This is a genomic window from Myxococcales bacterium (assembly GCA_016717005.1).
In the GTDB taxonomy this organism is placed as follows: Bacteria; Myxococcota_A; Polyangia; order Haliangiales; family Haliangiaceae; genus UBA2376.
The window spans coordinates 23,879-49,984 of the sequence record JADJUF010000037.1; the positions used below are offsets into that span (position 1 = coordinate 23,879).

The 26,106-nt window shown below is 74.7% G+C and carries 24 protein-coding genes; 6 read left to right on the forward strand and 18 right to left on the reverse strand.

What is annotated here, in order from left to right; all coding sequences use genetic code 11:
• Positions 1-45 precede the first annotated feature (45 nt).
• The 7 genes from IPL61_23785 to IPL61_23815 form a co-directional block, all read right to left on the reverse strand.
• Complete coding sequence (locus tag IPL61_23785; GenBank protein MBK9034247.1) at positions 46-1,353, reverse strand: hypothetical protein; 1,308 nt, start codon at positions 1,351-1,353, stop codon at positions 46-48.
• Between the two features lie 90 nt (positions 1,354-1,443).
• Positions 1,444-2,418: a PEGA domain-containing protein gene (locus IPL61_23790; GenBank protein MBK9034248.1), complete on the reverse strand. Its 975-nt coding sequence runs from the start codon at positions 2,416-2,418 to the stop codon at positions 1,444-1,446.
• A 191-nt stretch (positions 2,419-2,609) separates the two neighbouring features.
• Positions 2,610-4,952, reverse strand: a complete 2,343-nt coding sequence (locus IPL61_23795; protein MBK9034249.1) for a serine/threonine protein kinase — start codon at positions 4,950-4,952, stop codon at positions 2,610-2,612.
• Positions 4,952-5,653 carry a Flp pilus assembly complex ATPase component TadA gene (tadA, locus tag IPL61_23800; protein MBK9034250.1) on the reverse strand — a complete coding sequence of 234 codons (702 nt, stop codon included), beginning with the start codon at positions 5,651-5,653 and terminating at the stop codon, positions 4,952-4,954. The genes IPL61_23795 and tadA (IPL61_23800) overlap by 1 nt, the downstream gene beginning before the upstream one ends.
• Positions 5,536-7,023: a Flp pilus assembly complex ATPase component TadA gene (gene tadA / locus IPL61_23805; protein ID MBK9034251.1), complete on the reverse strand. Its 1,488-nt coding sequence runs from the start codon at positions 7,021-7,023 to the stop codon at positions 5,536-5,538. The genes tadA (IPL61_23800) and tadA (IPL61_23805) overlap by 118 nt, the downstream gene beginning before the upstream one ends.
• A 96-nt stretch (positions 7,024-7,119) precedes the next feature.
• Positions 7,120-7,500, reverse strand: a complete 381-nt coding sequence (locus IPL61_23810; protein MBK9034252.1) for a VOC family protein — start codon at positions 7,498-7,500, stop codon at positions 7,120-7,122.
• A 48-nt stretch (positions 7,501-7,548) separates the two neighbouring features.
• On the reverse strand, positions 7,549-8,703 hold the full coding sequence (locus IPL61_23815; protein ID MBK9034253.1) for a CoA transferase: 1,155 nt from the start codon (positions 8,701-8,703) through the stop codon (positions 7,549-7,551).
• A gap of 171 nt (positions 8,704-8,874) precedes the next feature.
• Here IPL61_23815 and IPL61_23820 point away from each other — a divergent pair, with 171 nt between their 5' ends.
• Positions 8,875-10,215, forward strand: a complete 1,341-nt coding sequence (locus IPL61_23820; protein MBK9034254.1) for a hypothetical protein — start codon at positions 8,875-8,877, stop codon at positions 10,213-10,215.
• A 123-nt stretch (positions 10,216-10,338) separates the two neighbouring features.
• Here IPL61_23820 and IPL61_23825 read toward each other — a convergent pair whose 3' ends face one another.
• Entirely contained in the window at positions 10,339-11,610 is a 1,272-nt protein-coding gene (locus IPL61_23825; GenBank protein ID MBK9034255.1) for a YcaQ family DNA glycosylase, read from the reverse strand.
• A gap of 50 nt (positions 11,611-11,660) precedes the next feature.
• Between IPL61_23825 and IPL61_23830 the strand changes: the two genes are divergently transcribed.
• Genes IPL61_23830 through IPL61_23840 form a run of 3 tightly spaced genes read left to right on the forward strand, consistent with a single transcriptional unit; the run spans position 11,661 to position 14,586 of the window.
• The gene (locus IPL61_23830; protein ID MBK9034256.1) at positions 11,661-13,232 is read left to right on the forward strand and encodes a long-chain-fatty-acid--CoA ligase; all 1,572 of its coding nucleotides are present in this window, start codon (positions 11,661-11,663) and stop codon (positions 13,230-13,232) included.
• Between the two features lie 17 nt (positions 13,233-13,249).
• Entirely contained in the window at positions 13,250-14,107 is an 858-nt protein-coding gene (locus tag IPL61_23835; protein MBK9034257.1) for a sugar nucleotide-binding protein, read from the forward strand.
• Entirely contained in the window at positions 14,104-14,586 is a 483-nt protein-coding gene (locus IPL61_23840; protein MBK9034258.1) for a peroxiredoxin, read from the forward strand. Before IPL61_23835 ends, IPL61_23840 begins: the two co-directional genes overlap by 4 nt.
• A 15-nt stretch (positions 14,587-14,601) precedes the next feature.
• Here the strand turns inward: IPL61_23840 and IPL61_23845 are convergent, their stop codons facing one another.
• From IPL61_23845 to IPL61_23860, 4 genes are read right to left on the reverse strand one after another with little or no spacing between them, the layout of a single operon-like run.
• Positions 14,602-15,480, reverse strand: a complete 879-nt coding sequence (locus IPL61_23845) for an SRPBCC family protein (GenBank protein ID MBK9034259.1) — start codon at positions 15,478-15,480, stop codon at positions 14,602-14,604.
• A 3-nt stretch (positions 15,481-15,483) separates the two neighbouring features.
• Positions 15,484-17,103: an NTP transferase domain-containing protein gene (locus IPL61_23850; protein ID MBK9034260.1), complete on the reverse strand. Its 1,620-nt coding sequence runs from the start codon at positions 17,101-17,103 to the stop codon at positions 15,484-15,486.
• Positions 17,100-17,774 carry an XdhC family protein gene (locus IPL61_23855; protein MBK9034261.1) on the reverse strand — a complete coding sequence of 225 codons (675 nt, stop codon included), beginning with the start codon at positions 17,772-17,774 and terminating at the stop codon, positions 17,100-17,102. Before IPL61_23855 ends, IPL61_23850 begins: the two co-directional genes overlap by 4 nt.
• Positions 17,771-18,139, reverse strand: a complete 369-nt coding sequence (locus tag IPL61_23860) for an XdhC family protein (protein MBK9034262.1) — start codon at positions 18,137-18,139, stop codon at positions 17,771-17,773. Before IPL61_23860 ends, IPL61_23855 begins: the two co-directional genes overlap by 4 nt.
• On the opposite strand from IPL61_23860, the gene sufS reads away from it, so the two are divergent.
• Both sufS and IPL61_23870 read left to right on the forward strand, forming a co-directional pair.
• Positions 18,121-19,335, forward strand: a complete 1,215-nt coding sequence (gene sufS, locus IPL61_23865) for a SufS family cysteine desulfurase (protein MBK9034263.1) — start codon at positions 18,121-18,123, stop codon at positions 19,333-19,335. The genes IPL61_23860 and sufS overlap by 19 nt on opposite strands.
• On the forward strand, positions 19,332-19,763 hold the full coding sequence (locus IPL61_23870) for an SUF system NifU family Fe-S cluster assembly protein (GenBank protein MBK9034264.1): 432 nt from the start codon (positions 19,332-19,334) through the stop codon (positions 19,761-19,763). The genes sufS and IPL61_23870 overlap by 4 nt, the downstream gene beginning before the upstream one ends.
• A 14-nt stretch (positions 19,764-19,777) precedes the next feature.
• Here IPL61_23870 and IPL61_23875 read toward each other — a convergent pair whose 3' ends face one another.
• From IPL61_23875 to IPL61_23900, 6 genes are all read right to left on the reverse strand, one after another.
• Positions 19,778-20,971 carry a VWA domain-containing protein gene (locus IPL61_23875; GenBank protein MBK9034265.1) on the reverse strand — a complete coding sequence of 398 codons (1,194 nt, stop codon included), beginning with the start codon at positions 20,969-20,971 and terminating at the stop codon, positions 19,778-19,780.
• Complete coding sequence (locus IPL61_23880; protein MBK9034266.1) at positions 20,968-21,855, reverse strand: MoxR family ATPase; 888 nt, start codon at positions 21,853-21,855, stop codon at positions 20,968-20,970. Before IPL61_23880 ends, IPL61_23875 begins: the two co-directional genes overlap by 4 nt.
• On the reverse strand, positions 21,852-22,649 hold the full coding sequence (locus tag IPL61_23885; protein MBK9034267.1) for an FAD binding domain-containing protein: 798 nt from the start codon (positions 22,647-22,649) through the stop codon (positions 21,852-21,854). Before IPL61_23885 ends, IPL61_23880 begins: the two co-directional genes overlap by 4 nt.
• A gap of 2 nt (positions 22,650-22,651) precedes the next feature.
• Positions 22,652-25,024 (reverse strand): xanthine dehydrogenase family protein, encoded by a 2,373-nt coding sequence (locus tag IPL61_23890; protein ID MBK9034268.1) that lies wholly within the window; start codon positions 25,022-25,024, stop codon positions 22,652-22,654.
• A complete protein-coding gene (locus IPL61_23895; protein ID MBK9034269.1) occupies positions 25,024-25,500 on the reverse strand; it encodes a (2Fe-2S)-binding protein in 477 nt (158 codons plus the stop codon). The genes IPL61_23890 and IPL61_23895 overlap by 1 nt, the downstream gene beginning before the upstream one ends.
• A gap of 224 nt (positions 25,501-25,724) precedes the next feature.
• Positions 25,725-26,075: an SCP2 sterol-binding domain-containing protein gene (locus IPL61_23900; GenBank protein MBK9034270.1), complete on the reverse strand. Its 351-nt coding sequence runs from the start codon at positions 26,073-26,075 to the stop codon at positions 25,725-25,727.
• Between the last annotated feature and the right edge of the window lie 31 nt (positions 26,076-26,106).

A 26,106-nucleotide genomic window follows, 5' to 3' on the forward strand; every position in this document is an offset into this window, starting at 1 on the left:
CGCGCAGGATAGCGCAGGCGTTCGGGGCGCGCGCCCGGGGGCTGGTCAGGGCACTTCGTCGGCGCCGAGGTCCGCGCGCCCGGCCGGGTTCGGCCGCAGGTCGCCGTCGTAGTCGACGATCGGGTCGCTCGCGCTGCTGCCGGGATCGGAGCTGGCCCGGGCCAGGCTCGCGGCGGTGATGTGACAGGCGGCGACGGTGTTCATGCCCGCGTCGACGAACCCGACCTCGGTCAACGTCAGCATGCGCACCTCGGTGCCGGCCGGCGCGTTCATCGGCCCGATGATCGAGTAGCTGTGGGTGCAGCTGGCCCCGCCGACCTCGACGTCGGTGTTGTTGCTGCCGTAGATGAGGTTGTTGCGCGCGGTGATCGCCGAGCCCTGGCAGAACAGCGCCCCGGCGGTGCCGGTCATCGCGCTGTTGCGGCGCATCGTCGTGAACTCGACCAGGCTGCCATCGACCGACGGCGTCAGCGACAGCCCGCCGCCGGTGTTGGTGTTGGTGTCGCCGTTGTTGATGATGAACGAGTTCGTGACCACGGCCCGCCCGTCGACCAGCCGCACGCCGCCCTTGCGGTTGCCCGAGACCACGCTGCGGGCGACCGTCAGCTGACAGTCGGCGACCTCGACGCCGCGATCCGCGTTGTTGTCGACCGTGACGTGGATCAGGCTCAGCGTCGCGTTGGCGCACTTGATCCCGTCGGCGTTGCCCCCGCCGACCGCGTCGTGGATCGTCGCGCCGATGATGGTCACGTCGCCGCCGGTGATGTCGAGGATCTGGTCGTTGGTCGACCGCCCGAGCGTGACGCCCTCGGCCCGGATGGTCACGGTCGCGTTGATCGTCGTCGCCCCGGGCGCGACGTAGGTGCCCGGCGCGACGTTGAGGTACGTGCGCCCGCCGCCGACCTCGGTGAGGCCCTGGGCCAGGGTCGAGCACGGCGTGGCCTGGGAGCAGGTGGAGGTCGCGGTCCCGGTCGTCGTCACGTAGATGACCTGTTCGGTCGGGATGCAGCTGCCGCCGTCGCACACGCCGCTGTCGCACTCGCCGTCGGCCGCGCACGGCCGGCAGGCGTTGCCGGCGCCGCACACCGGCATGCTCGCGACGTCGCAGTCGGCGGCCTGGTGGTCGTTCGGGGTCGCGCAGTCCCGACACTCGTCCATGACGCACGAGCTGGCCGGCGCGACGCACAGGCCCGGGTTGGCGGTGCAGCCGGTCATGCCGTCGATCGCGGGCGGCGCGTCGAGCGGACACGGATCCGACCCGCAGAAGTCGCCGTTCTCCTTGGAGCACGCGCCGAGCGCGACGACGGCGGCGAGCGAGAGCGAGAGCGAGCAGGCGAACGAAGTCAGGCGCATGGATCCCTCGAGGTGACAGGCACGATCGTCGGCCGAACCGACGGGTGGGTCAAGGACGACGTCGGGACGCGATCGTCGTCACACCGGAGCCTAGAACGAACCGGCGAGGCCGACGCCGGCGCCGCCGCTGGGGACGACCCACGCGGTGGCGGCGCGCGCGCGGGGCTTGCCGCTGCGCAGGTACAGGTAGGTGCCGGCCGCGACCGCGACCGCGCCGACGCCGATCAGCGCGAAGCCGCCGGGGGCGCTGTCGAAGTAGAACTGCTGGGTCGGGACCGGATCCTCGTCGAGCGCGACCAGGACCGCGCCGCCGACGAGCGCGGCCACGCCCGCGCCCGCGACGCCGAGCCACAACGGGTCGCGCTTGCCGCCGCCGCCGCCGCCGCGGTCGGGCACCATCGCGACGTCGACCGGCACGGTCTCGTCCTTCTTGATCTCGATCGGCAGGGTCTGGGTACGGTGGCCGGGCAGCTCGAGGGTGACGGTGTGCGGGCCGGTGCGCAGGCCCTGCTCCCAGGGCGTGGCGCCCGCGGTGGCGCCGTCGATCAACACCTTGGCGCCCGGCGGCGTCGACGTGATCTTGACGATGCCGGTGCCCTGGCCCTGGACCGCGAACAACGCCTCGGCCAGATCCTCGGCGGTGGGCCCGAGCGTGTCGTTGCGGCAGGCCCGGCAGAACACGCTCTGCGCGACGATGGCCTTGCCGTTGGCGCCGTAGAGCCAGCCGGTCAGCTTGATCTCGTCGGTCTGGGCCTTGGTGTCGTGGTGGACCTCGACCATCACGAACAGCGTGCTGTCGTAGCTGAGCTTGGCCACCGCCGGTTCCGCGCAGCCCTGGTCGGTCAGGACGAAGCAGTCGACCAGCTTGGCGCCGACCGACTCGTCGGCGACGCCGATCTGCACCTGGTAGCCGCGCGCGCTCAGCCACGGCCCCAGCGTGGTCTCGATGACCGGCTGCTTGGCGGGCTCGCCGGCGACGATCAGGGCCAGCGAGCCGGCGCGCGCGGGCGCGGCCAGACCGGCGAGGAGCAACAGCACGACGGAGGCTAGGCGGGGCAGGCTCATGCGAGGCGCCGATTGTACACAGGTGACCGTCGGGCCGCGCCTTTTCACCCGTGGACCCGGCTCACCCGTCTCGGGTGCGTGCCGTGGCCAGCTGCGGGCGTGGGCCACGCGCGGATCGAGCCCGCCGGCGTGCCGAGCGGATCGTCCCCTCGCCGCGGCGGGTGGTGTGCGTCACGGGCGGAGCGCCGCGGTCACAGGATGTCGGTCTTGGCCTGGGCCATCTTGCGGTTGGCGCCGGCCGACTTCACCGCGACGGCCTGGTTGACCGCGTCGAGCACGAGCTTGATGCGCTGGTTCATCTCGGCGGCGGAGGCCCAGCGCTCGGCCGGCCGGGCCGCGAGCCCGCGCATCACCGCCTCCTCGAGCGGGGCCGGCACCGCCGGCACCAGCGCCGACAGCGGCGTCGGCTTGGTGCCGCGATCGAAGCCCTCGTACGGCATGCGCCCGGTCAGCATCTCGTACAGGCTGACCGCGACCGCGAACACGTCGCACCGGTGATCGATCTCGCCGCCGCCGAGCTGCTCGGGCGGCATGTAGGCCGGGGTCCCGGCGATCACCGACTGCTTCTTGCCCTCGGCCAGCGACTTGGCCAGGCCGAAGTCCATCAGCTTCACCAGCCCCTCGGGGGTGCGCATGATGTTGGCCGGCTTGATGTCGCGGTGGATGATCTGCTTGCCGTGGGCGTAGGTCAGCGCGTCGAGCACCTGCGTGACGATCCGCAACGACTCGATGATCGTCAGGCCGGTGCCCTGGTTCTGGAGCGCCTCGACCGACTCGCCGCTGACGAACTCCATGCACAGGAACGCGCGGCCCTGCAGGTAGCCGGTGTCGTGGACCGTGACGATGTTGGGGTGGTTGAGCGCGGCGACCGCCCGGGCCTCGCGCTGGAACATCTCGCGGATGCCGGTCTGGGTCGACAGCTCCTCGGACAGGAACTTGAGCGCGACGTCGCGCCCGAGCAGCGTGTCGAAGGCGCGGTAGACCACCGCCATGCCACCGCGGCCGAGCTCGCCGCGCAGCTCGTAGCGATCGCGCTGCGGCGCGGCGTCGCTCTCGGCCAGGCGCGTGGCCTTGCCCAGCGCCTTCTTCCAGGCGCGGATCTCCTCGGCCCGCTTCCAGCCGTCGCGATACGCCGGCGAGGTGTCCTCGACCGCGTCGAACGCGACCAGCGCGTCCTCGTAGGCGCCGTGGGCCAGGTAGTAGAGCCCGAGCCGGTAGTAGACCTCGATGTTGCCGAGGTCGCACGGCCGGCCGCCGGTGAAGCGCTTGAGCGTCTCGAGGCTGGCGCCGTGGCGGGCCGCCGCCACGGCGGTGTCGTCGAGCAGCCCGGCGATCAACGGCGCCTGCTCGAGCCCGACCACGCGGATCTCGGTGCGGACCACCACCGACGGCGACGCCGACGCCTCGGGCAGCGCCGAGAGCTCGACCCGCCGCTTGAGCTGCTGCGCCGCCGCCTCCGCGATCTGGCTCGCGAGCAGCTCGATCTGGGTCGCGTCGAGGTTCGAGCCCGGCCCGGGCAGCGTGTCGCCGCGCGCGGCCGGCGCCGGCTCGGCGACCAGGCCCCGCAGGCGCGCGTCGACGTCGCGGTAGGGGCCGACCAGCGCCTGGAGCTGCTCGAAGTACGACTGCGCGCGCGCGGCGTCGCCGCCGGCGGCGGTCAGCTTGGCGCGCTGGTAGTGCCACTCGGCGGTGGCCTTCGACAGCGGCCGCGCGGCGACCTCTTGCTCGACGAAGCCGAGCGCCACCTTCGGCGACAGATCGGCGATGCGCTCGAGGAAGCTGTCGGGCCGCGGCGAGGCCCGGGCGACGTCGACCCAGGTCGTGGCCGCGCGCTCGAGCTCGCCGGCCAGCTCGTACAGCTCGGCGGCGCGCTGGTGGTTGCCGCGGCGCGCGACCAGCGGCGCGGCCCGGCCCGGCTGGCCCAGCACGTTGACGTACAGGTGCACGGCCTCGTCCTCGAGCCCGGCGTCCGCGTAGATCTCGGCGGCGGTGGCGAGCTCGCCGTCGGCCAGGTACGCGTCGGCGGCGTCGCGCGCGAGGCGCTGGACCTCGGCCCGGGCCGCGGCGCTGGTGGCGCCGGCGGCGGCCTCGCGGTAGCGGTCCTCGAGCTCCTGGGCCCGGGTCCGCACCGGCGCCACACCCGAGGTGCGCTGGGGCAGGCCCGGGGTCGGCGCCATCCGGGCCCGCAGCTCCTCGGCCTTGGCCGCCATGTTCGCGCGCTGGTAGAAGTGCGCGGCGCGCTCGAGGTTGCCGACGCGCTCGTACAGCTCGGCGGCGTGGCGCACCTCGCCGCGCTTGATCGCGATCGCGGCGGCGTTCTCCGGCTCCTGCGCTCGCACGTACAGATCGAACGCGGCCGCCAGATCGTTGGCGTCGGCCGCCAGCCGCGCGGCCTCGCTGTAGCGCCCGCGCTTGATCAGCCCGTTGCGCGCGGCCACGCCCCGGCCGCGCCGCGAGGCGACCATGAGCACGACGAGGACCAGGACCACGCCGCCGGCCGCGGCCATGCCCCCGGGCGTCGACAGCACGTCCATCAGGCCACGACCAGGAGCGCCTCGGTCGGCGCGATCAGGTTGCGGGCCATCAGCACGCCGGCGTAGCGGCGGAACGGCAACAGCGCGCCGCCGTCGATCGCGGCCTTCTCGAGGTCGACCAGCGAGCCGCCGGCCATGACCTGCGTGCGCGCGCTGTCCTTGAACTCGAACGCCTCGACCACGGCGATCCGGCCGCTCATGCCGGTCCCGCCGCACTCGGCGCAGCCGACCGGCCGCGGCATCGGCACGGGCGCGCCCTTGTCGACGAGGCCGCGCGCGGCGAGGCTGTCGAGCAACAGCGGTGGCGGGATCTCGGTCTTGACGCAGCGCGGGCACAGCCGCCGCGCCAGCCGCTGCACCAGCACCAGCGCCAGCGACTGCGCGATCAGCGGCCGAGCGCAGCCGAGGTTCTCGAACCGCTGCAGCGCGGCGATCGCGCTGTTGGCGTGCATCGAGGTCAGGAGCAGGTGGCCGGTCATGCCGGCCTCGAGCGCCAGCTGCGCGGTCTCGCCGTCGCGGATCTCGCCGACCATGATCACGTCGGGGTCCTGGCGCAGCATGCCGCGCAGGATCCGCGCGAAGGTCAGGTCGGCGCCGGTGTTGACCTGGATCTGGACGCCCCGCCCAGCCGGTACTCGATGGGATCCTCGACGGTGACGGTGTTGGTGTCGGGGCGGGCCTTGCGGCGCTCGTTCAGGCACGCGTACAGCGACGAGCTCTTGCCCGAGCCGGTCGGGCCGGCCACGACGATCGCGCCGTAGGGCCGATCGAGCGCGCTGCGCACCATCGCCAGCGTGCGGGGCTCGATGAAGATCTGCTCGAGCGGCCGGGTCATGTTGGCGGCCTCGAACACGCGCAGCACGATCTTCTCGCCGCGCAGGGTCGGCATCGTCGACACGCGCAGATCGATCTCGCGGCGCGCGACCCGCAGGCCGATGCGCCCGTCCTGCGGCACCCGGCGCTCGGTGATGTCGAGGCCGGCCAGCACCTTGAACCGCGCCACGAGGCCCTTGGCGAACGAGGCCGCGACCAGCGACTCCCAGTCCTGGAGCACGCCGCCGATCCGGAACCGCACCCGGACCGCGGTCGGCTCGCCCTCGATGTGGACGTCCGAGGCCTGCCGATCGATCGCGGCCGCGATGATCCGGTTGGCGAGCTGGACCACCTCGTCGCCGATGACCGCGGCCTGCTTGGCGGGCGGCTCGTCGACGTTCAGGTCGTACTGGATCGAGTCGGGGCTGATGGCCGCCACCTGGACCCGGCCCGAGGTCCCGGGATCGATCCGCAGGCGCACGAACGCCTCGTTGTAGTCGTCGACCGAGATCGCGACGAAGCTCAGCTCGACCGAGACCAGCAGCCGGCGCAGCTCGTTCTGGACCGGGCCGTTCCACGGATCGACCATGCCCACCGTCAGCGACGTGCCGCGCAGCTCGAGCGGCAAGAGCCGGTGCATGGCCATCGTCCGGTTGGGGATCAGCGCCAGGAGCTTGTCGTTGATCTCGAAGCCCGAGACCCGGACGATCCGCAGCGAGCCGTCGTCGACCGCGGCCACCGGGGCCAGGTCGCGCCCGCTCGGCGACACCGTAGGCGCGGGCTCGCCGCCCCCGCGCAGCGCCGCGACCGAGGCCTGGACCGAGCGCATCGCGCTGCGGCGCGCCAGGGCGTGGGCGAACGGCGCGACCTTGCCGAGCAGCTGCGCCATCACGTCCTTGCCGACGGTCAGGGTGGTGCAGGTGTCCTCGGCGACGAGCTCGTACGCCTGCGCGGTCCCGAGCAGCGCCGCGACCTCGCCGAACGAGTCGCCGACCCGGACCTGCTCGAGCACCGTGGCCGCGCCGGTCGCGGCGTTGATCTGCCGGACGGCCGCCCGCCCCGACACCAGCACGCCCATCGCGCCGTCGAGGGTGCCGGCCCGGACGATCACCGCGCCGGCGTCGTGCTCGAGCAACGGCAGGTGCGGGGCGACCTTGTCGATGACCCCGCGATCGACCTGCCGGAACAGCGTCGTCGACGCCAGGAACTCGGCCACGGCGCCGAGGGGCAACGTGGCTGGACGGGATCCCGGCGCCATCTCGGCATCCTATCCTCTCGCGCGGGCCCGTCGCCACCCCGGGACCTCACCGGCGCCGCAGGGCCTCAGGACTTTCGGTCGACGCAGGTCCGACCGTTACTCGAGGTAGGGATCGTGGCAGACCGCCTCGAGGTTGTGGCCGTCGACGTCGAGGACGAACGCCCCGTAGTAGTCGGGGTGGTACGGCCGCACGCCGGGGGCGCCGTTGTCGCGCGCCCCCGCGGCCAGGGCCTCGTCGTAGAACTTCCGCACCAGGCTGCGGGTCGCGGCGCGGATCGCGACGTGCTGCTTCTGGGTCGGATCGCCCTTGATCAGCCACAGGTCGGGCTTGCCCTTCTCGCCCAGGCCGACCGCGACCGGCGCGGTGGCGTCGGGGAACGACATGATCACCTCGTAGCCCAGCGGGGCGAGGGCCTTGGCGTAGAGCGCGGCGGCGGCGGCGGGGTCGGTCACGTAGACGCTGACGTGGTCGATCATGCGCGCACGATACGACCGCGGACCGCGACCGTCACGCCCGCGCGCGCGTCATCCGCACACCGCGGCGATCTCGTCGGCGCCCAGGCCGTACTCGGCCAGGACCTCGCGGCTGTGCTGGCCCAGGGTCGGCGGCAGGGTCGCGGCGGTCGGCGCCCCGAGCGGCGTGCGGACCTGGGCGATCGGCCCGGCGGCGCCGCCGTCGAGGGTGAAGAACACCTCGCGCGCGACATGGAGCGGGTGCCCGGCCAGCTCGTCGAGCTCGAGCACCGGCTCGCAGCAGCAGTCGTGGGCGGCGAGCGCCTCGATCCACTCGGCGCGGGTCCGGGTCGCCAGGGTCGCGGCGATCTCGGCCCGGATCTCGGCCTGCCGGGCCGGCGGCGCGACCAGGTCGCTGACGTCGGGCTTGCGCCCGATCGCGGCGCAGAACGCGACGTAGAACTTGGGCTCGAGCGCCCCGACCGACAGGTAGCGGTCGTCGGCGGTGCGGTAGACGCCGTAGCAGGCGACGCCGCCGTTGAGCGTCTCGGCGCCGCGGGTCGGCCGCGCGCCGCAGTCGAGGTTGCCCAGCTCGGCGGCCAGCAGCGCCAGCGCGCCCTCGGTCATCGAGATGTCGAGGTGGGCGCCGCGGCCGGTGCGCTCGCGGCCGAGCAGCGCGGCCAGGATGCCGGTCGCGCTCCACAGCGCGCCGCCGGCGAGGTCGGCGATCTGCACGCCCGGCATCGCCGGCGGATGGCCGGCGGCCTCGGCGCCCATCGCCAGCACGCCGGCCAGGCCGACGTAGTTGAGATCGTGGCCGGCCCGGTGCGCGTACGGGCCGGTGGCGCCGTAGCCGCTGATCGAGCACATGACGATCCGCGGATTGCGCGCCGCCAGCACATCGTAGCCGAGGCCGAGCTTGGCCATGACGCCGGGCCGGAAGCTCTCGACGACGACGTCGGCGCCGTCGACCAGGCGCAGGAGCGCGGCGTGGTGGGCCGGCTGCTTGAGATCGAGCGCGAGCGAGCGCTTGCCGCGGTTGACCGCGAGGTAGCGGCCGCTGACGCCGCCCTTGCTGGGCGGGAACACCCGCAGGTAGTCGCCGACCTTCGGGTCCTCGATCTTCACGACGTCGGCGCCGAGATCGGCCAGCACCATCGTGAGGAACGGCCCCGGGAGCAGGCGGGAGAGATCGAGGACGCGGATGCCTTCGAGCGAGCGCTGCACGTCGGCATCTTGCCCCAACCGGCGCGGGCGCGCCCGCACCGCTCGCACCAACGCGCGGGGCGACGTGAGCCCCGCCTCGACCGAGGGCGAGGACCGACGGCGTCGGGCGTCGCGCCCGGGCCTCACGCGGGCCTCACGGACGGCGCCTGCGCGTGCGTGCGACCGTTGGTCATGGGGACAACGAGGTCGATCGCGGTGCTGGCGCTGGTCGCGCTGACGGGCGGGTGCTCGCTGGCGTTCGTGAAGCGGGCGCCGGCGGCCGCAGCGCCCGGGCCGCAGGTCGCGTGCACCGACACCCGGGCCCTGCCGGTGGCGGACGCGATCGTCGGTGCCGCCATGGTGATCGGCGCGGTCGGCGTGAGCCGCGCCGAGATCGATCCCGACGCGCGCAACGTGGTGGCGCCGCTGTACGGCATCGCGGGGCTCGGCCTGCTGTACTCGAGCTACGTCGGGTTTCGCGAGACCGGGCGCTGCAGTGAGCTCCGGGCCGGCCCGCCGCCGACGATCGCGATGATGCCGGCGCCGGTTCCGGCGCCAGCTCCGGTTCCGGTTCCGGTCGCGGTCGCGGCGCCGGCGCCGGTCGCGGTTCCGGCGCCGGTCGCGGTTCCGGCTCCGGTTCCGGTTCCGGCTCCGGTTCCGGCTCCGGCGCCGGCGCCGGTTCCGGTTCCGGTCGCGGTCGCGGCGCCGGCGCCGGCGCCGGAGCCGAGCGGCGAGGGCGAGCTGATCGCCGTCGGCGCGTCGCTCGGCGTCCTGACCTCGATCACGTTGATCGATCGGGCCGACTCGGGCGGGGACAAGTCGGCGTCGCTGCTGGTCGTCGGTGGCGCGCTCGGCGGCGGCGCGCTCGGCTACCTGCTCGCCGACGGCCTGCACGTACGTCGCTCGGGCGCCTACGCCACCGTCGCCGGCCTGACGCTCGGCGTCACCAACGCGGCGCTGCTGCTCCGGCCGCTCGGGCGCACGGACAGCAGCGAGGAGGTGCTGCCGATCGTGCTCGCTGGCGCCGTCGTCGGCGCCGGCGCCGGGCTGGCGGTCGGCGACCGCCTCGACCTGACCCGTGGCCAGGTGATGTTCGCGACCGATCTCGGGCTGCTCGCGGCCGGTAGCGCGGTGCTGACGTCGGGCCTGTTCGACCGCGACGATACCGCCGACGGCGGGGAGCTGGTGGCGCTGCAGATCGGCCTCGACGCCGGCGTCGTCGCCGGGCTGGTGCTGGCACCTCAGGTCGACTGGTCGTATCGCCGCGCGCGCTGGGTCGGCGCGGCGAGCCTGGCGGGCTTCTTCGCCGGCAGCCTGATCGCCGTCGGCGCCACCGACCGCGGCGACGAGCCCGATCCCGACGTGGTCGGCGCGGCGGTGCTGGCCGGGATGTGGGCCGGCTTCGGCGCCGGCGTACTGATCACGCGTGGCTGGGCCCCCGACGCTGGGGCCGCGCCGCCGCCGCAGCGCGTGACGCTGGTGCCGCGCCTGAGCCCCGACGAGCTCGGCGTCGCGGTCGCTGGCCAGTTCTGACGGCTGGCTCGGTGACGAGGATGCGCGCTCAGGCGCCGAGCTCGCGCAGGGCGGCGGCGCCGACCCGGCGGCCGGCGCTGGGGACGTGGAGCGCGACGTAGCGCGGACGGGCCATGCCCCTCTTTACGCCCGGGCCCGGGGCCGCAGCAGGGACAGGCGTCGGCGCGCCGCTGGGACCGCCGCCCGGACCTCGGCGGCAAGCGCGCGCGCCAGGTCGCCGCGGCGCCCGACCCGGACCTCGGGCAGCTCGAGCCAGGTCGCGAGCGCACGCAGCTCGCGCGCCAGCGCCGCGGCCACCGCGGGCGCGTCGACGTCGGGCTCGGCGAACGCGGCGTGGACCTGCAGGGTCGCGGCGGCGCGGTCGGCCTTGAGATCGACCCGGGCCACCAGCCGATCGCCGAGCAAGAACGGCAGCACGTAGTAGCCGTGCTGGCGGCGCGCGGCCGGCGTGTAGATCTCGAGCCGGTAGTGGAAGTCGAACAGCCGCAGCGCCCGCTCGCGGTGCCAGACCAGCGAGTCGAACGGACCGAGCAGCGCGGCGGCGGAGATCGCGCGCGGCGTGGCGGCGTCCGGGTCGAGCAGCCCCGGCTGGGCCCAGCCCTCGACCTCGACCGGCGCCAGCGCGCCGGCCTCGATCAGCTCGGCGATGCGCGGCGCCGCGGCCGGCCGCTTGAGCCGGAAGTAGTCGGCGAGATCGGCGGCGGTGGCCACGCCCAGCGCCTGGGCGGCGCGCCGGAGCAGCGCGCGGTGGGCCTCGTCGACCGACGGCGTCGGCGTCGCCAGCACCTCGGCCGGCAGCACCCGCTCGGGCAGATCGTAGAGCCGCTCGAAGCTGCCCGGCCGGCGGGTCGCGGTCAGCTCCCCGGACCAGAACAGGAACTCGACCGCGCGCTTGTGCGGGCTCCACGCCCACCAGCCGCTCTTGATCCGGGGACCGCCGCCGGCGAGCTCGCCGGCGGCGAGCGGGCCGCGCTCGCGGATCTGCGCCAGCACGTCGTCGCACAGCGCGCGCTCGTCGCGGCCCGTGCGCGCGACCGCGCCCCAGACGTTGTCGCCGCTGCGCGCCGCGGTCATGCGCCAGCGCAAGAGCGGGTGCAGCGCGACCGGGCACAGGCTGGCCTCGTGGCCCCAGTACTCGAACAGCTCGCGCCGCGCCACCGCCGCCGACAGCAGGTCGCGCGGGTGCGGCCCGAGCCGCGCCCACAGCGGCAGCTCCTGCGCGCGCACCAGCACGTTGACCGAGTCGAGCTGCACCAGCTGGACCCGCGCCAGGAGCGCCCGCAAGGTCGTCGCGGTCGCGCGGGCCGGCCGCGCCCGATCGAAGCCCTGGGCCGCCAGCGCGATCCGCCGCGCGGCGCCAATCGACAGCCGCGCTCGACGCGGTGTGCGGACCATGCCGCGAGGGTAGACCACCGCGGCGCCGGCCGTGGCGGTATCGTCGGGCCATGAAGATCGCGCTGACCCCGCTCGAGTTCTTGCGCCGGGCCCGGCGCCTGCACGGCGCCCGCACCGCGGTCGTCGACGGCGCGCTGCGCTTCACCTACGCCGAGCTGGGCGCGCGCTGCGATCGCTGGTCGGCGGCGCTGGCCGACCTCGGCGTGACCCGCGGCGATCGCGTCGTCACGATCGCGCCCAACACCCACGCCCAGCTCGAGGCCTACTACGCGGTGCCGCAGCTGGGCGCGGTGCTGGTGCCGGTCAACTACCGGCTGACCGCCGCCGACTTCGCGTACGTGATCACGCACTCGGGCGCGACGATCGTGTGCGCGCACCCCGACTACCTCGACCTCGTCGATCAGATCCGCGATCAGGTCCCGGGCGTCCGCCACTTCGTCGCGTACGAGGGCGCCCGCGCCGGCTGGGCCGACTACGAGGCGCTGATCGCGGCCGCGCCGACGGCGTTCGCGCGGGTCGAGGTCGACGAGGACGATCCGATCTCGATCAACTACACCAGCGGCACGACCTCCCAGCCCAAGGGCGTGGTCATCACCCACCGCAACGCCTACCTCAACAGCGTCGGTACGCTCGTGCACGTGCCGATGTCGCCGGCCGACCACTACCTGTGGACGCTGCCGATGTTCCACGCCAACGGCTGGACCTTCGTCTGGACCGTCACCGCGGTCGGCGGCCGCCACGTGTGCCTGCGCAAGATCGACCCCAAGGTCATCTTCGCGCTGATCACCGCCGAGCAGGTGACGATGCTGTGCGCGGCGCCGACGGTGCTGATCGGCATCGCCAGCGCGCCGGCCGAGGTCCGGACCGGGGCGCCGCGCGGCGTGCGGGTGCTGACCGCGGGCGCGCCGCCGGCCGCGGCCACGATCGAGCGGGTCGAGGACGAGCTCGGCTGGACGATCACCCACGTCTACGGCCTGACCGAGACCGCGCCGTTCATCAGCATCAGCGAGACCTGGCCCGAGCACGCCGGCCTGACCGCGGCCGAGCGCGCGCGCCACAAGGCCCGGCAGGGGGTCGAGCTGATCACGTCGGGCGAGCTGCTGGTCGTCGACGAGGCCGGCCACGAGGTCGCCCACGACGGCGCCACGCTGGGCGAGATCGTCGTGCGCGGCAACGTCGTCATGGCCGGCTACTACCAGGACCCCGAGGCCACCGCGCGCGCGTTCCTGGGCGGCTACTTCCACTCCGGCGACGCCGCCGTGGTCCACCCCGACGGCTACGTCGAGATCCGCGACCGGTTCAAGGACGTGATCATCAGCGGCGGCGAGAACATCTCGTCGGTCGAGGTCGAGGGCGTGCTGCTGCGCCACCCGGCGGTGCTCGAGGCCGCGGTCGTGGGCCTGCCCGACGAGAAGTGGGGCGAGGCGCCGCACGCGTTCGTCGTGCTGCGGGCCGGCGCCACCGCCACCGCCGACGAGCTGCGCGCGTTCACGCGCGCCAACCTGGCCCACTGGAAGGCGCCGAAGTCGGTGCGGTTCGTCGACGAGCTGCCCAAGACCGCGACCGGCAAGATCCAGAAGTACGTGCTGCGCGCCGGCCACGCCGCGATCGCGGCGCAGTAGCCGGTATGCTCGCGGCCGTGCCCGATCCGGTGTTCCTGTTCGGCGCCGGCTCGATGCTGGGCTGGTCGATCTGGTGCGCCCGCGGCGACCTCGACGTGGTCGGGTTCGGCAACCGCGACCGCGCGCGCTGGCCGGCGGGGATCGAGCGCGGGCTGCACCTCAACGACCCGGCCGCGGTCGCGGCGCTGTTCGCCGTCGCCCGGCCGCGGCTGATCATCCACTGCGCCGGCGTGTGCGACGTCGAGACGTGCGAGACCTCGCCGGGGTTCGCGCACGAGGTCAACGTCGACGGCACCCGCCTGCTGCTCGCGCACGCGCCGGCCGACGCGCGGATCGTCTACTGCTCGAGCGACCACGTCTTCGGCGGCGACGCCGGGCCCTACGACGAGGACGCCGCGGTCGCGCCGATCAGCGTCTACGGGCGGACCCGGGTCGCGGCCGAGCGCCTGGTGCTGGCCCGGGCCAACACGCTGGTCGTGCGCTCGGGCCTGTGGATCGGACCGTCGGCGACCGGTCGCATCGGCCACCTCGACTGGCTGCGCCACCGTCACCGGCGCGGGCTCCCGATGACGGTGGTCACCGACGAGGTCCGCTCGGCGGTGTGGGCCGCGGACGGCGCCCGGCGGGTGTGGGCGCTGGCGCGCGCGCCGATCACCGGCGTCCGGCACGTCACCGCGACCCGGGCGGTGGCGCGGCCCGAGATCGCGCGCTACGTCGACCGCCACTTCGCGATCGGCGCGACCTTCGACGTGCAGCCGCGGCGGACGCGTCGGACCCCGCACATCGGCAACGTCGAGCTGGCCACGCGCCACCGCGACGACCTGGCCGCGCCGCTGCCCGCGGTCGTGCCGGGCCCTGCTACGGTCACCTCATGATCCATGCTGGCGACCCGGTCCCGTCCGTGATGATCAAGCAGGCCACCGGCGACGGCCCGCGCGACGTCGACCCGGCCGCGCTGTTCGCCGGCAAGCACGTCGTCATGTTCTCGCTGCCGGGCGCGTTCACGCCGACCTGCTCGAGCCAGCACCTGCCGGGCTACGTCGCGCGCCACGCCGAGCTGGTCGCGCGCGGCGTCGACCTGGTCGTGTGCCTCGCGGTCAACGACGCCTGGGTGATGCAGGCCTGGGGCGAGGCCCACGACGCGCTCACCAAGATCGTCCTGCTCGCCGACGGCAACGGCGCGTTCACGCGCGCGCTCGGCCTCGAGGCCGACCTGTCGGCGGCGCACCTGGGCGAGCGGGCCCGGCGCGCGCTGATCACCTTCCGCGACGGCGTCGTGGCGCTGGTCGCGGTCGAGGCCCCGGGCAAGCTCGAGGTCAGCGGCGCCGACGCGTGCATGACGTCGCTGGCGTGACCGCGCGCGCGGGGCTCAAGGCTGCTTGGGCCCCTTGGGCTTGCGGCCGAAGCGGAACAGCCGCCGGAAGAAGCCAGCGATGCTGGCGCCGATCGCGCGGACCAGCAGCGGCAAGGCGTTGAGCGTCGCCTCCTCGGACGGCGGCCGCTTGGCGATGGACCGGGCCGGCTGCGGGCCCGGGAACGGCGACGCCGTGGTCGTGAGGTCGGTCGGGACGGGCTTCGTCGCCGGCGCGGGCGCCGCGGTCGGCGCGGCCTCGACCGGTGCGTCATCGCCGGTCGCCGGCCCCGTCGGCGCGTCGGTCGACGCCGCCGCGGCGGGCGCGGGCGCCGCATCGGGCGCGACCTCGGCGGCGCCCGTGGGCGCGGGCTCAGCGGCCTCCGCGGGCGCGGCCGCGGCGACGGCCTCCGCGGGCGCGGCCTCCGCGGCGGCCTCGGGCTCCTGCTCGAGCATCGCCTGGGCCCGGGCCGAGAACTGCTTGAACAGCTGCGCCGACACCGCCTTGATCAGGCCGCGGCCGAACGTCACCAGCTTGCCGGCGATGTCGACGTCGGCGACGACGCGCAGCTCGCTGCCGCCGTCGACCGCGACCACCGCGCCGGTCATCGTCAGCTTGGCGGTGCCAGCGCCGTTCTTGTCCTTGCCCTCGCCGAGGATCTTGACCGTGTGCCCGTCGCCATCGATCTCCGACATCGTGGCCTTGCCCGCGAACAGCGTCGTGACCGGGCCGACCTTGACCTTCATGTGCCCGAGGAAGACGTGCTCGGACTCGGCGCCGTCGTAGGTCGCGCCCGGCAGGCACTGCACGACCCGCTCGGGATCGAGCAGGAACTGCCAGACCCGCTCGACCGGGGCGTTGATGACGATGCGCTCTTCGATCGTGAGGGTGGACATGGGTCAGCTCCGAGCAGGGGGCGCGGCCCGCACCGCGGCCAGGGCCGCGGGGGTGTCGACGTCGAGGAGGATGGCCGGGTCGTCGAGCTCGACCAGCTGCACGCGGTCGGGGTCGCGGTCGATCAGCGCGCGCGCGCCGACGTCGCCGGTCAGGGTCATCATGTCGGCGAAGTGCCGGCGCGCCCACAGGATCGGGTTGCCGCGCTTGCGCGCGCAGGTCGGGATGATGATCGAGCGCGCGGGCGCGGCCGCGGCCGCGGCGATCAACGCGTCGAGGTGCGCGGCGGTGACCCGCGGCATGTCGCCCAGGCACACCAGCGCGGCGTCCGCGTCGGTGGCGGCGACCGCCGCCACGCCGACCCGCAGCGATGTCGACAGGCCGTCGGCGAAGTCGGGGTTGTGGGCGAAGGTCACGTCGAGGCCGGCCAGCGCGGCGCGGACGCCGTCGGCGTCGGCGCCCGTGACCACGACCACCGGGCGCGCGGCCGAGGCCTGGACGGCGGCGACGGTGCGGCGGATCAGCGGCTCGCCGTCGAGCAGCGCGGTCAGCTTGCCGCCGCCCATGCGGGTGCCGCGACCCGCGGCCAGGACGATCGCCGCGACCCGCGGGGCCTCAGCCGCGGCCGCGTCGCCCGAGCGCGGGGACGGCCGCGCCGCCGGCTCGTCGAGCAGGCCGCCGACGCCGAGCCCGGCCAGGTCCGCGGCGGTGATCGGCACGTCGGCGCACACGCGCTCGAGCACCCAGTCGAAGCCCGAGCGCTTGCGCGAGCGCGCGCAGCCGGGCACGCCGATCACGGTCGCGTCGCCGAGCGCGCCCAGCAGCAGCAGGTTGCCGGGGTCGACCGGCATGCCGAGCCGGACCAGCGCACCCCCGGCGGCGACCAGCGCCGCCGGGATCACGTCGCGGCGATCCATGATCGCCGACGCGCCCAGCGCCAGCAGCAGATCGCAGCCGTCGGCGCGCAGCGCCGCCAGCGCCGCCGCGACCGCGCCGACGTCGTGCTCGACCTGCAGCGTCTGCACCAGCGCGCCGCCGCAGCCCGCGACCCGCGCGCGCTGCACCGCGATCGTGCGCTCGAGGGCGGCCGCGGCGGTGTCGGCGAACCGGGTCAGCACCAGGCCGGCCCGGCGCGCGCGCCACGGGTGGAGCGTCACGGCGCCGCGCACCGCGGCGGCGGCGGCCGCGACCGACGCGGCCGCCGCGGCGAACGGGATGATCTTGACCGTGGCGACGAGCTCGTCGGCCGCGACCGGCGCGTGGGCCGCGACCGTGGCGACGGTGATCGCCTCGTCGATCGCGTTGGCACCGGCGATCGCGGCGCCGTCGATCGTGACCAGCCCGGCGGCGGTGACGTGCAGGTTGGCGCGGCCGGTGCGCGCGGCGGCGGCGCGCACGCCGGGCCCGACCAGCGCCGCGGCCACGATCGCGGCCGCGGTGTCCTCGTCGAGCTCGCCCGGCTCGAGCCGCGCGCACACCACCGTCGCGTGGCCGGCCGCGGCCAGCGCGGCCACGTCGGCCGCGGTCAGGACCGTGCCCTTCTTGAGCACGCGGTCGGCGGCGTGGAGCGTGTGGGCCAGGACCGCGCCGACGGCCTCGGCCGCGGCCACGGCGCCGAACCTCACGCCGCGCCCCGCAGGGTCGCGACGATCTCGCCCAGGATCGACACCGCGATCTCGGCCGGCGTGCGCGCGCCGATCCGCAGCCCGACCGGGCCGTGCAGGCGATCGAGCGCGGCCGCGGCGACGCCGCCCTCGCCCAGCCGGGTCCGGCGCGCGGCGTGGGTCTTCGTCGAGCCCAGGCAGCCGACGTAGAACGCCGGCGTCGCCAGCGCCGCGATCAGCGCCGGATCGTCGAGCTTGGGATCGTGGGTCAGCGTGACCACGGCCGTGCGCGCGTCGGGGGCCAGCGCGGCGAGGGCGTCGTCGGGCCACGCCGTCACCAGCGCCCGGCCCGGGAACCGGGCCGCGGTCGCGAACGCGCGCCGCGGATCGACGATCGTGATCGCGAACCCGGCCACGGCCGCGATCTGCGCCAGCGGCTCGGCGACGTGGACCGCGCCGACGATGATCAGCCGCAGCGGCGGGTTGTGCGGCTCGAGCAGGACCGGCGTCGGCGCGTCGTGCACCGTCGCCTGATCGGTGCGCAGCGCGTCGGCCACCGCCGCCGTCAGCGCCGCGGGCGCGTCGGCCGGCGTGCACAGCCGCTGGTCGCTGCCGTCGAGCCAGGTCGCCAGCACCACCGGGCGGCCGGCGGCGCGGGCCGCCCGCAGCTCGGCCAGGAGCGCCGCCCTCACGCGACCGCCTCGACGAAGATCTCGACCTTGCCGCCGCAGGCCAGGCCGACCTCCCACGCGGTCGCGTCGCTGACGCCGAAGGCGAGCACGCGCGGCGCGCCGCCGGCCATGACCTCGAGCGCCTCGGTGATGACCGCGCCCTCGATGCAGCCGCCCGACACCGAGCCGACGAACTCGCCGCGCTGATTGACCGCGAGCTTGGACCCGGCCGGGCGCGGCGAGCTGCCCCAGGTGCGGACCACGGTCGCGAGCGCGACCCCCAGCCCCTCGGCGCGCCACGCGGCGGCCTGGGCCAGGACGGCGTCGAGATCGTGCGCGGTCGCGGTCACCTGCGCTAGCGTAGCCCGTGGCCTCGGACCCGGCATCGTGGCGGCGTGACTTTCCCGCGCTCGCGCAGCGCCCGCACGGGCGTCGGCTCGCGTACCTCGACAGCGCCTCGACGACGCTCAAGCCCCAGGCGGTGATCGACGCTGTCGTGCGCGTGTTCACCGCGCAGGCGGGCAACGTCGGCCGCGGCGTCCACGCGCTGGCCGAGGCCGCGACCGCCGCGTTCGACGACGCCCGGGCCGCGGTCGCGGGCTTCCTCGGCGGCGCGCCCGACGAGGTCGTCTTCACCCGGGGCACCACCGAGGCGATCAACCTGGTGGCCCAGGCCTGGGGCCCGACCGCGCTCGGCCCCGGCGACGCGATCGTCGTGTCCGCGCTCGAGCACCACGCCAACCTGGTGCCGTGGCAGGTGCTGTGCGCGGCCCGCGGCGCCGAGCTGCGGATCGCGCCGCTCGATCCCGCCGGCGCGATCGATCTGCCGGCGCTGCGCGCGCTGCTCGACCCGCGCGTCAAGCTGGTCGCGGTGTGTCACCTGTCGAACGTGCTCGGCACGATCGCGCCGGTCGCGGCGATCGCCGCCGCCGCGCACGCGGTCGGCGCGCTGGTGCTGGTCGACGGCGCCCAGGCGGTCGCGCACCTGCCGGTCGACGTGGCCGCGCTCGGCTGCGACTTCTACGCCTGCTCCGGCCACAAGCTCTACGCGCCGCCGGGCGCGGGCGCGCTGTGGGGGCGGCGGGCGCTGCTCGCGGCGATGCCGCCGTGGCAGACCGGCGGCGAGATGGTGGCGTCGGTCGAGGCGACCCGTGCGCGCTTCCGGGCGCCGCCGCACCGGTTCGAGGCCGGCACCCCCGACATCGCCGCGGTGATCGGCCTGGGCGCCGCGCTCGCGTACCTCGCGCACCTCGATCGCGCGGCCGTCGCCGCCCACGAGGCCGCGCTGCACGCCTACCTGGTCGAGCGCCTGACCGCGACCGCGGGCGTGACCGTGCTCGGCCGCCCGACCGCCGCGGTCGTCGCGTTCACCGTCGCCGGGGTCCACCCGCACGACCTCGCGACGATCGTCGATCGCGAAGGCGTCGCGGTGCGCAGCGGCCACCACTGCGCCGAGCCCCTGCACCGCGCGCTCGGCGTCGCCGCCAGCGCCCGGGCGTCGCTGGGCCTGTACAGCGACGCGGCCGACGTCGACCAGCTGTGCGCCGCGATCGCGACCGCGCGGGCTATGCTGGCGCCGTGACCGACGCGCGCGCGCTCTACCAGGCGATCATCGTCGAGCACGATCGCCACCCGCGCAACGCCGGGCCGCTGGCGACCGCGACCCACCACGGCGCGGTCGACAACCCGCTGTGCGGCGACGAGGTCACCGTCCACGTCGAGGTCGACGGCGCCGGCGCGATCGCCGCGGTCACGTTCGAGGCCCGCGGCTGCGCGCTGGCCCGGGCCGCGGCGTCGCTGATGACCGAGCGCGTGCGCGGCCTCGACCGCGCCGCCGTCGCCGCGCTGGTCGAGCGCTTCGCCGGGTTCGTGCGGACCGACGCGGTCGACGCGGTCACCGATGCGACCGACCTCGGCGACCTGACCGCGTTCGTCGGCGTGCGCCAGTTCCGCTCGCGCCAGGCGTGCGCGACCCTGCCGTTCCGGGCCCTGGTCGCGGCCCTCGGCTGAACCGCGAGCCGCGGTCAGCGCCGCGGCGCGCCCGCCGCGAGCGCCGCCGCCAGCGCGTCGAGGCTGTCGAGGTCGTGGACCGGCCGGTGCTCGTCGACGTTGGGCAAGAGCGCCCGCACGCCGCCGGCGCGCGGCTCGAAGCCGGCGTAGCGCAGGAGCGGGTTGAGCCAGATCAGCCGCCGGCACGAGCGGCGCAGCCGCGCGACCTCGGCCCCGAGCTCGCCGGGATCGTCGCGGTCGAGGCCGTCGGTGACCAGCAGCACGACCGCGCCCTGCCCGAGCACCCGCCGCGACCACGCGCGGTTGAACTCGCGCAGGCACGCGGTCAGGCGCGTCCCCGACGACCAGTCGCCGACCTCGGCGCCGCACCGCGCCAGCGCAAGGTCGACGTCGCGCTGCCGCAGCGCCCGGGTCACGTTGGTCAGGCGGGTCGCGAACACGAACACGTGGCCGCGGCCGCGGTGCGCGAGCAGCGTGTGCAGGAACCGCAGCACCATCTCGCTGTAGCGCCCCATCGAGCCCGAGATGTCGCACAGCGCCACCACCGTCGGCGGGCGGGTCAGGCGTCGGCGCCGGCGCAGCTCGAGCAGCGCGCCGCCCCGGGCCAGCGCGGTCCGGACCGTGCGCGCACGATCGATCTCGCGGCCGCGGGCGTCGGGCCGGGTCCGCCGGGTCACCAGCGGGCGCACGTCGAGCTCGAGCCGGCGCACCAGCGCCCGGGCCCGGTCGAGCTCCTCGGCGCTGAGCTGATCGAAGTCGCGGTGGCGCAGCACCTCGTCGGACGAGTACGCCAGGAACGTGTCGATCCGCGGCGCCGGCGCGGTCGGTGGCGGCGGGCTCGGCGGCGCCGGCGGCCGCCACGCCTCGCTCAGCCGCCGCGACACCGAGCGGTTGATCGGCGTCTTCATCTGCGGCAGCAGCAGCGCCAGCGCGCTGTGGGCGCCCATCGGATCGCGCCAGAACAGCCGGAACGCCTCGTCGAACAGCTCGTGCTCGCTGGCGCGCCGCACCAGCACCGCGTGCAGCGCCCAGTAGAACTCGTCGCGCACCGTCGCGTCGATCGCCGCCACCGCGCGCTGCGCGTCGAGCGCGTCGCCCGGCCCCAGGCGCAGCCCGGCCCGGCGCAAGAGCCGCACGAAGTGCGTGACGTTGGCGGCCAGGCGCGCGCCGGTCGGGGCCGGCCGGCCCCGCGCCTCGGCGTCGCTCACGGCGCGCCGGTGCGGGCCGCGTCGGTCAGCGCCCGGACCCGATCGCCGGTGATGCGCGCCAGGTCGTCCTGGTACTTGAGCAGCACCCCGAGCGTGGCCTCGACCGTGGCCGGGTCGAGCTCGACCGAGCCCAGCGCCACCAGCGCGTGGCCCCAGTCGAGGGTCTCGGCCACGCCCGGCAGCTTGAACAGGTCGCTCGCGCGCAGGCGCTGGACGAACCCGACGATCTGCGCCGCCAGCGCCGCCGGCACCTCGGGCGCGCGCGCCGCCAGGATCGCCAGCTCGCGCTCGGCGCTGGGATACCCGATCCAGTGGTACAGGCACCGGCGCTTGATCGCGTCGTGGATCTCGCGCGTGCGGTTCGACGTCAGGATCACGATCGGCGGCGCCGCCGCGCGCACGGTGCCGTACTCGGGGATCGTCACCTGGAAGTCCGACAGCAGCTCGAGCAGGAACGCCTCGAACGGCTCGTCGGTGCGGTCGAGCTCGTCGATCAGCAGCACCGGCGGCCCGGCCGGGTCCGGCGCCAGCGCCTCGAGCAGCGGCCGTCGCCGCAGGAACCGCTCGCTGTACAGATCGGCGCGCGCGTCGCCGCCGCCCTCGGCCAGGCGGACCTCGAGCATCTGCTTGGCGAAGTCCCACTCGTACAGCGCCGAGGTGACGTCGAGGCCCTCGTAGCACTGCAGGCGGATGAGCTTGCGGCCCAGCGCCGCGGCCAGGGCCTTGGCGACCTCGGTCTTGCCGACGCCGGCGTCGCCCTCGAGCAGCACCGGCTTGCCCAGCCGGAGCCCGAGGAACAGCACCGTCGCCAGGCTGGCGTCGGTCAGGTACCGCTGACCGGCCAGCGCGGCCGTGAGCTCGGTGACCGAGGCCGGGACCGTCACGCCAGCGCGGCCTGGACCGCGCGCTTGGCCATCACGCCGATCAGGTGCGCGCGGTACTCGGCGCTGGCCTCGGCGTCGCCGTTGAGGTCGTCGGCCGGCACGGTGATCCCGTCGAGCGCGCCGGGCGTGAACGACGCGGCGAGCGCCGCCTCCATCGCCGGCACCCGGAACACGACCGGCCCAGCGCCGGTGACCGCGACCCGCACGCCGTCGGCGGTGTCCGCCACCATCACGCCCACCAGCGCGTACTTCGACGCCCGGTGCGCGAACTTGACGTAGCCAGCCCGCTTGGGCACCGGGAAGCGCACGGCGGTGACCAGCTCATCGGGCGCGAGCGCCGACTCGAACAGCCCGGTGAAGAAGTCGGCCGCGGCGATCGAGCGCCGATCGGTCACGACCGTCGCGCCCAGCGCGACCAGCGCCGCCGGGTAGTCGGCCGCGGGATCGGCGTGCGCCACCGAGCCGCCGAGCGTGCCGCGGTTGCGCACCTGCGGATCGCCGATGCCGCCCGCCAGCGCCGCCAGCGCCGGGATGGCCTGGGCGACCTCGGCCGAGCGGTGGACGGCGTCGTGGGTGACCAGCGCGCCGATCGCGACGGTGGCGCCGTCGACCCGGATCTCGGCCAGCCCCGGGATCTTGGCCAGCGAGATCAGATCGCTCGGCTCGGCCAGCTCGAGCTTGAGCACCGGCAGGAGGCTCTGGCCGCCGGCCAGGAACTTGCCGCTGTCCTTGCTCGTCATCAGCGCGACCGCGTCGACGATCGTCGTGGGCGTGTGGAACTCGAAGTCCTTCATGGTCAGGCTCCCTTCTTCGCGGCCTGGATCGCGCGCCAGACCTTCTCGGGCGTGGCCGGCATCGACATGTCGGTGACGCCGACCGGCGCGAGCGCGTCGAGCACGGCGTTGATGACCGCCGGCGGACAGCCGATCGCGCCGACCTCGCCGACGCCCTTGACGCCGAGCGGGTTGTGCGTGCACGCGGTGACGTGGTTGCCGACCTTGAAGTTCGGCAGGTCGGCCGCGCGCGGCATGCAGTAGCTCATGTACGAGCCGGTCAGGAGCTGACCCTCGGCGTCGTAGACCGCCTCCTCGAGCAACGCCTGGCCGATGCCCTGGGCCAGGCCGCCGTGGGCCTGACCGTCGACGATCATCGGGTTGACGATCACGCCGACGTCGTCGGCGATGGCCACGTCGACCACCTCGACCACGCCGGTCTCGGGGTCGATCTCGACCTCGACCAGGTGAGTGCCGCCCGGGAACGTGAAGTTCTTGGGGTCGTAGAACGCCGACTCCTCGAGCCCGGGCTCGACCGTCTCGATCGGGTAGTTGTGCGGCACGTAGGCGGCGAACGCGACCTCGCCGAACGCCTTGACCCGATCGGTGCCGACGACGCGGTACTGGCCGTCCTTGAACTCGACGTCGGCGACGTTGGCCTCGAGCAGGTGCGCCGCGATCTTCTTGCCCTTGTCGACGATCTTGTCGAGCGCCTTGACGATCGCCGAGCCGCCGACCGCGAGCGAGCGCGAGCCGTAGGTGCCCATGCCGAACGGGATCCGGTCGGTGTCGCCGTGGACGACCTCGACGTTGTCGATCGACACGCCGAGGCGCTCGCAGATGAGCTGCGCGAACGTGGTCTCGTGGCCCTGGCCGTGCGAGTGCGTGCCGGTGAACACGGTCACGCCGCCGGTCGGGTGGACGCGGACGTTGGCGGCCTCGTACAGGCCGGCCCGGGCGCCGAGCGCGCCGACCAGCGCCGACGGCGCGATGCCGCAGGCCTCGATGTAGGTCGAGATGCCGAGCCCGCGCAGCTTGCCGCGCGCGGCCGCCTCGGCGCGGCGCGCCGGGAAGCCGGCGTGATCGATCGCCGCGAGCGCCAGGTCGAGCGTGGCCTGGTAGTCGCCGATGTCGTACTGCAGCGCGACCTGGGTCTGGTACGGGAACTGATCGGGCTGGATCAGGTTCTGCCGGCGCAGCTCGACCGGGTCGCGGCCGAGCTCGCGCGCGGCCTTGTCGACGAGCCGCTCGAGCAGGTAGCTGGCCTCGGGCCGGCCGGCGCCGCGGTAGGCGTCGACCGCGACGGTGTTGGTGAAGATGGCCTTGACCTCGGCGTAGATCGCCGGGAAGTCGTAGGGCCCCGACAGCAGCGTCGCGTAGAGGTAGGTCGGCACCGCCGGCGCGAACGTCGACAGGTACGCGCCCATGTTGGCGTAGGTGTGGACCCGCAGGCCCAGGAACTTGCCGCTGGCGTCGACCGCGAGCTTGGCGACCGAGTGGTGATCGCGCCCGTGGGCGTCGGTCAGGAACGCCTCGCTGCGATCGGAGGTCCACTTGACCGGCCGGCCCACGCGCCGCGACGCCCACAGCACCAGCAGCTCCTCCGCGTAGTGGAAGATCTTGGAGCCAAAGCCGCCGCCGACGTCGGGCGCGACCACGCGCAGCTTGTGCTCGCTGACCTTGAGCGTGAACGCGCCGAGCAGGAGCCGCGTCAGGTGCGGGTTCTGCGACGTGGTGTAGAGCGTGTAGTGATCGGTCGCGGTCTCGTAGTGGCCGTTGGCCGCGCGCGGCTCCATCGCGTTGGGCGCGACCCGGTTGTTGGTGACGTCGATCTCGATCACCCGGGCGGCCTGGGCGAACGCGGCGTCGGTCAACGCCGGATCGCCGATGTGCCAGTCGAAGCACACGTTGCCGGGCGCCTCGTCCCAGACCCGGGGCGCGCCGTCGGCGACCGCGTCGTCGAGGCGCGCCGCCGCGGGCAGCACGTCGTAGTCGACGTCGACCAGCCCGGCCGCGGCCTTGGCGGCGGCCTTCGAGGTCGCGATCACCATCGCGACCGGATCGCCGACGTGGCGGACCTTGCCCTGGGCCAGCGCCGGGTGCGGCGGCTCGACCATGTTCGAGCCGTCCTTGCTCTTGACCAGCCAGCCGCAGGGGATGCCGCCGAGCCCGTCGGCGGCGACGTCGGCGCCGGTCAGCACCGCGAGCACGTCGGGCGCGGCCAGCGCGGCGGCGGTGTCGATCGCGGTGATGACCGCGGCCGCGTGGGGCGAGCGCACGAACATCGCGTAGGTCTGATCGGCCAGCACCAGATCGTCGGTGTACTGGCCCTTGCCGAGGAGGAACCGCCGATCTTCCTTGCGGCGGACCGAGGCGCCGATGCCGGTGGTGGTCATCACTTGCCTCCGCGCATGCCGTCGGCGCCGGCGCGCACGGCCTTGACGATGTTGTGGTAGCCGGTGCAGCGGCACAGGTTGCCCTCGAGCCAGTGGCGGACCTCGCCCTCGGTCGGGGTCGTCGCGCTGCGCGCGCACAGATCGGTCGAGCTCATGATCATGCCGGGCGTGCAGAAGCCGCACTGCAGGCCGTGGTGCTCCTTGAACGCCGCCTGCATCGGGTGCAGCTCGCCGCCCTGGGCCATGCCCTCGATCGTGGTCAGGGCCGCCCCGTCGGCCTCGACCGCGAGCATCGTGCACGACTTGACCGAGCGGCCGTCGACGTGGACCACGCACGCGCCGCACTGGCTGGTGTCACAGCCGACGTGGGTGCCGGTGAGGCGCAGGTGCTCGCGCAGCGCCTCGACCAAGAGCGTGCGCGGGGCGCAGTCGACGGTGAGTTCCTTGCCGTTGACCTTGAGCGTGACCGTGGCCATGGAGCCTCCTGCGGACGGAATAGATCATGGCCACGCGCGCGCGCGGCCCCGGATGCCGACACGATCCTGCACCGACGCCGCGACCGCAATCATGGTTACGCCGAAAACACGGACAGCCCGACACGCCGCAGCGCGTCGAAGCGCTGGGCGGGTGCGGGCAGGTGGCGCGCCGATCGCGGCGCGCGGCTGGGGCGACCTCGACGAGGCCTGCCCCAGGTGAGCGATCAGCCCTTGGCGAGCTCGAACAGCTGCTGCAGCTTCATCGCGAGCATCGGGTCGCCCGAGACGCGGAGCTTGCCCTGGAAGTAGAGCTGCATGCCGGCGTTGGGATCGCCCAGCATGGTCTTGAAGTCGTCGTGCGCGATCTCGATCGAGCACTGGGCCGTGCCGCTGTCGCCGCGCACGCAGGTGGGCGGGTCGCTGGTCAGGTCGACGGTCCACTCGCCGCCGCCCTCGCCGCTGATCTTGAACCCGTAGATGGCGTTCACCTCGCGGGCCTTGTCGGCGTGCTCCTTGAGGCCGTGGGGGATCGCAACATCGAACGTCTCGGTTGCGTTGGTGGGCAGTGCGGTCATGGACGAATCCTCCGTAGAGCCTGATGCGTGG

What these genes read in the sequence shown, in the direction of transcription:
- IPL61_23785 (MBK9034247.1), bottom strand. Translation starts at nt 1,353, where the DNA reads ATGCGCCTGACTTCGTTCGCCTGCTCGCTCTCGCTCTCGCTCGCCGCC.
- IPL61_23790 (MBK9034248.1), bottom strand. Translation starts at nt 2,418, where the DNA reads ATGAGCCTGCCCCGCCTAGCCTCCGTCGTGCTGTTGCTCCTCGCCGGT.
- IPL61_23795 (MBK9034249.1), bottom strand. Translation starts at nt 4,952, where the DNA reads ATGGACGTGCTGTCGACGCCCGGGGGCATGGCCGCGGCCGGCGGCGTG.
- tadA (MBK9034251.1), bottom strand. Translation starts at nt 7,023, where the DNA reads ATGGCGCCGGGATCCCGTCCAGCCACGTTGCCCCTCGGCGCCGTGGCC.
- IPL61_23810 (MBK9034252.1), bottom strand. Translation starts at nt 7,500, where the DNA reads ATGATCGACCACGTCAGCGTCTACGTGACCGACCCCGCCGCCGCCGCC.
- IPL61_23820 (MBK9034254.1), top strand. Translation starts at nt 8,875, where the DNA reads ATGGGGACAACGAGGTCGATCGCGGTGCTGGCGCTGGTCGCGCTGACG.
- IPL61_23825 (MBK9034255.1), bottom strand. Translation starts at nt 11,610, where the DNA reads ATGGTCCGCACACCGCGTCGAGCGCGGCTGTCGATTGGCGCCGCGCGG.
- IPL61_23830 (MBK9034256.1), top strand. Translation starts at nt 11,661, where the DNA reads ATGAAGATCGCGCTGACCCCGCTCGAGTTCTTGCGCCGGGCCCGGCGC.
- IPL61_23840 (MBK9034258.1), top strand. Translation starts at nt 14,104, where the DNA reads ATGATCCATGCTGGCGACCCGGTCCCGTCCGTGATGATCAAGCAGGCC.
- IPL61_23845 (MBK9034259.1), bottom strand. Translation starts at nt 15,480, where the DNA reads ATGTCCACCCTCACGATCGAAGAGCGCATCGTCATCAACGCCCCGGTC.
- IPL61_23860 (MBK9034262.1), bottom strand. Translation starts at nt 18,139, where the DNA reads ATGCCGGGTCCGAGGCCACGGGCTACGCTAGCGCAGGTGACCGCGACC.
- IPL61_23885 (MBK9034267.1), bottom strand. Translation starts at nt 22,649, where the DNA reads ATGAAGGACTTCGAGTTCCACACGCCCACGACGATCGTCGACGCGGTC.
- IPL61_23890 (MBK9034268.1), bottom strand. Translation starts at nt 25,024, where the DNA reads ATGACCACCACCGGCATCGGCGCCTCGGTCCGCCGCAAGGAAGATCGG.
- IPL61_23895 (MBK9034269.1), bottom strand. Translation starts at nt 25,500, where the DNA reads ATGGCCACGGTCACGCTCAAGGTCAACGGCAAGGAACTCACCGTCGAC.
- IPL61_23900 (MBK9034270.1), bottom strand. Translation starts at nt 26,075, where the DNA reads ATGACCGCACTGCCCACCAACGCAACCGAGACGTTCGATGTTGCGATC.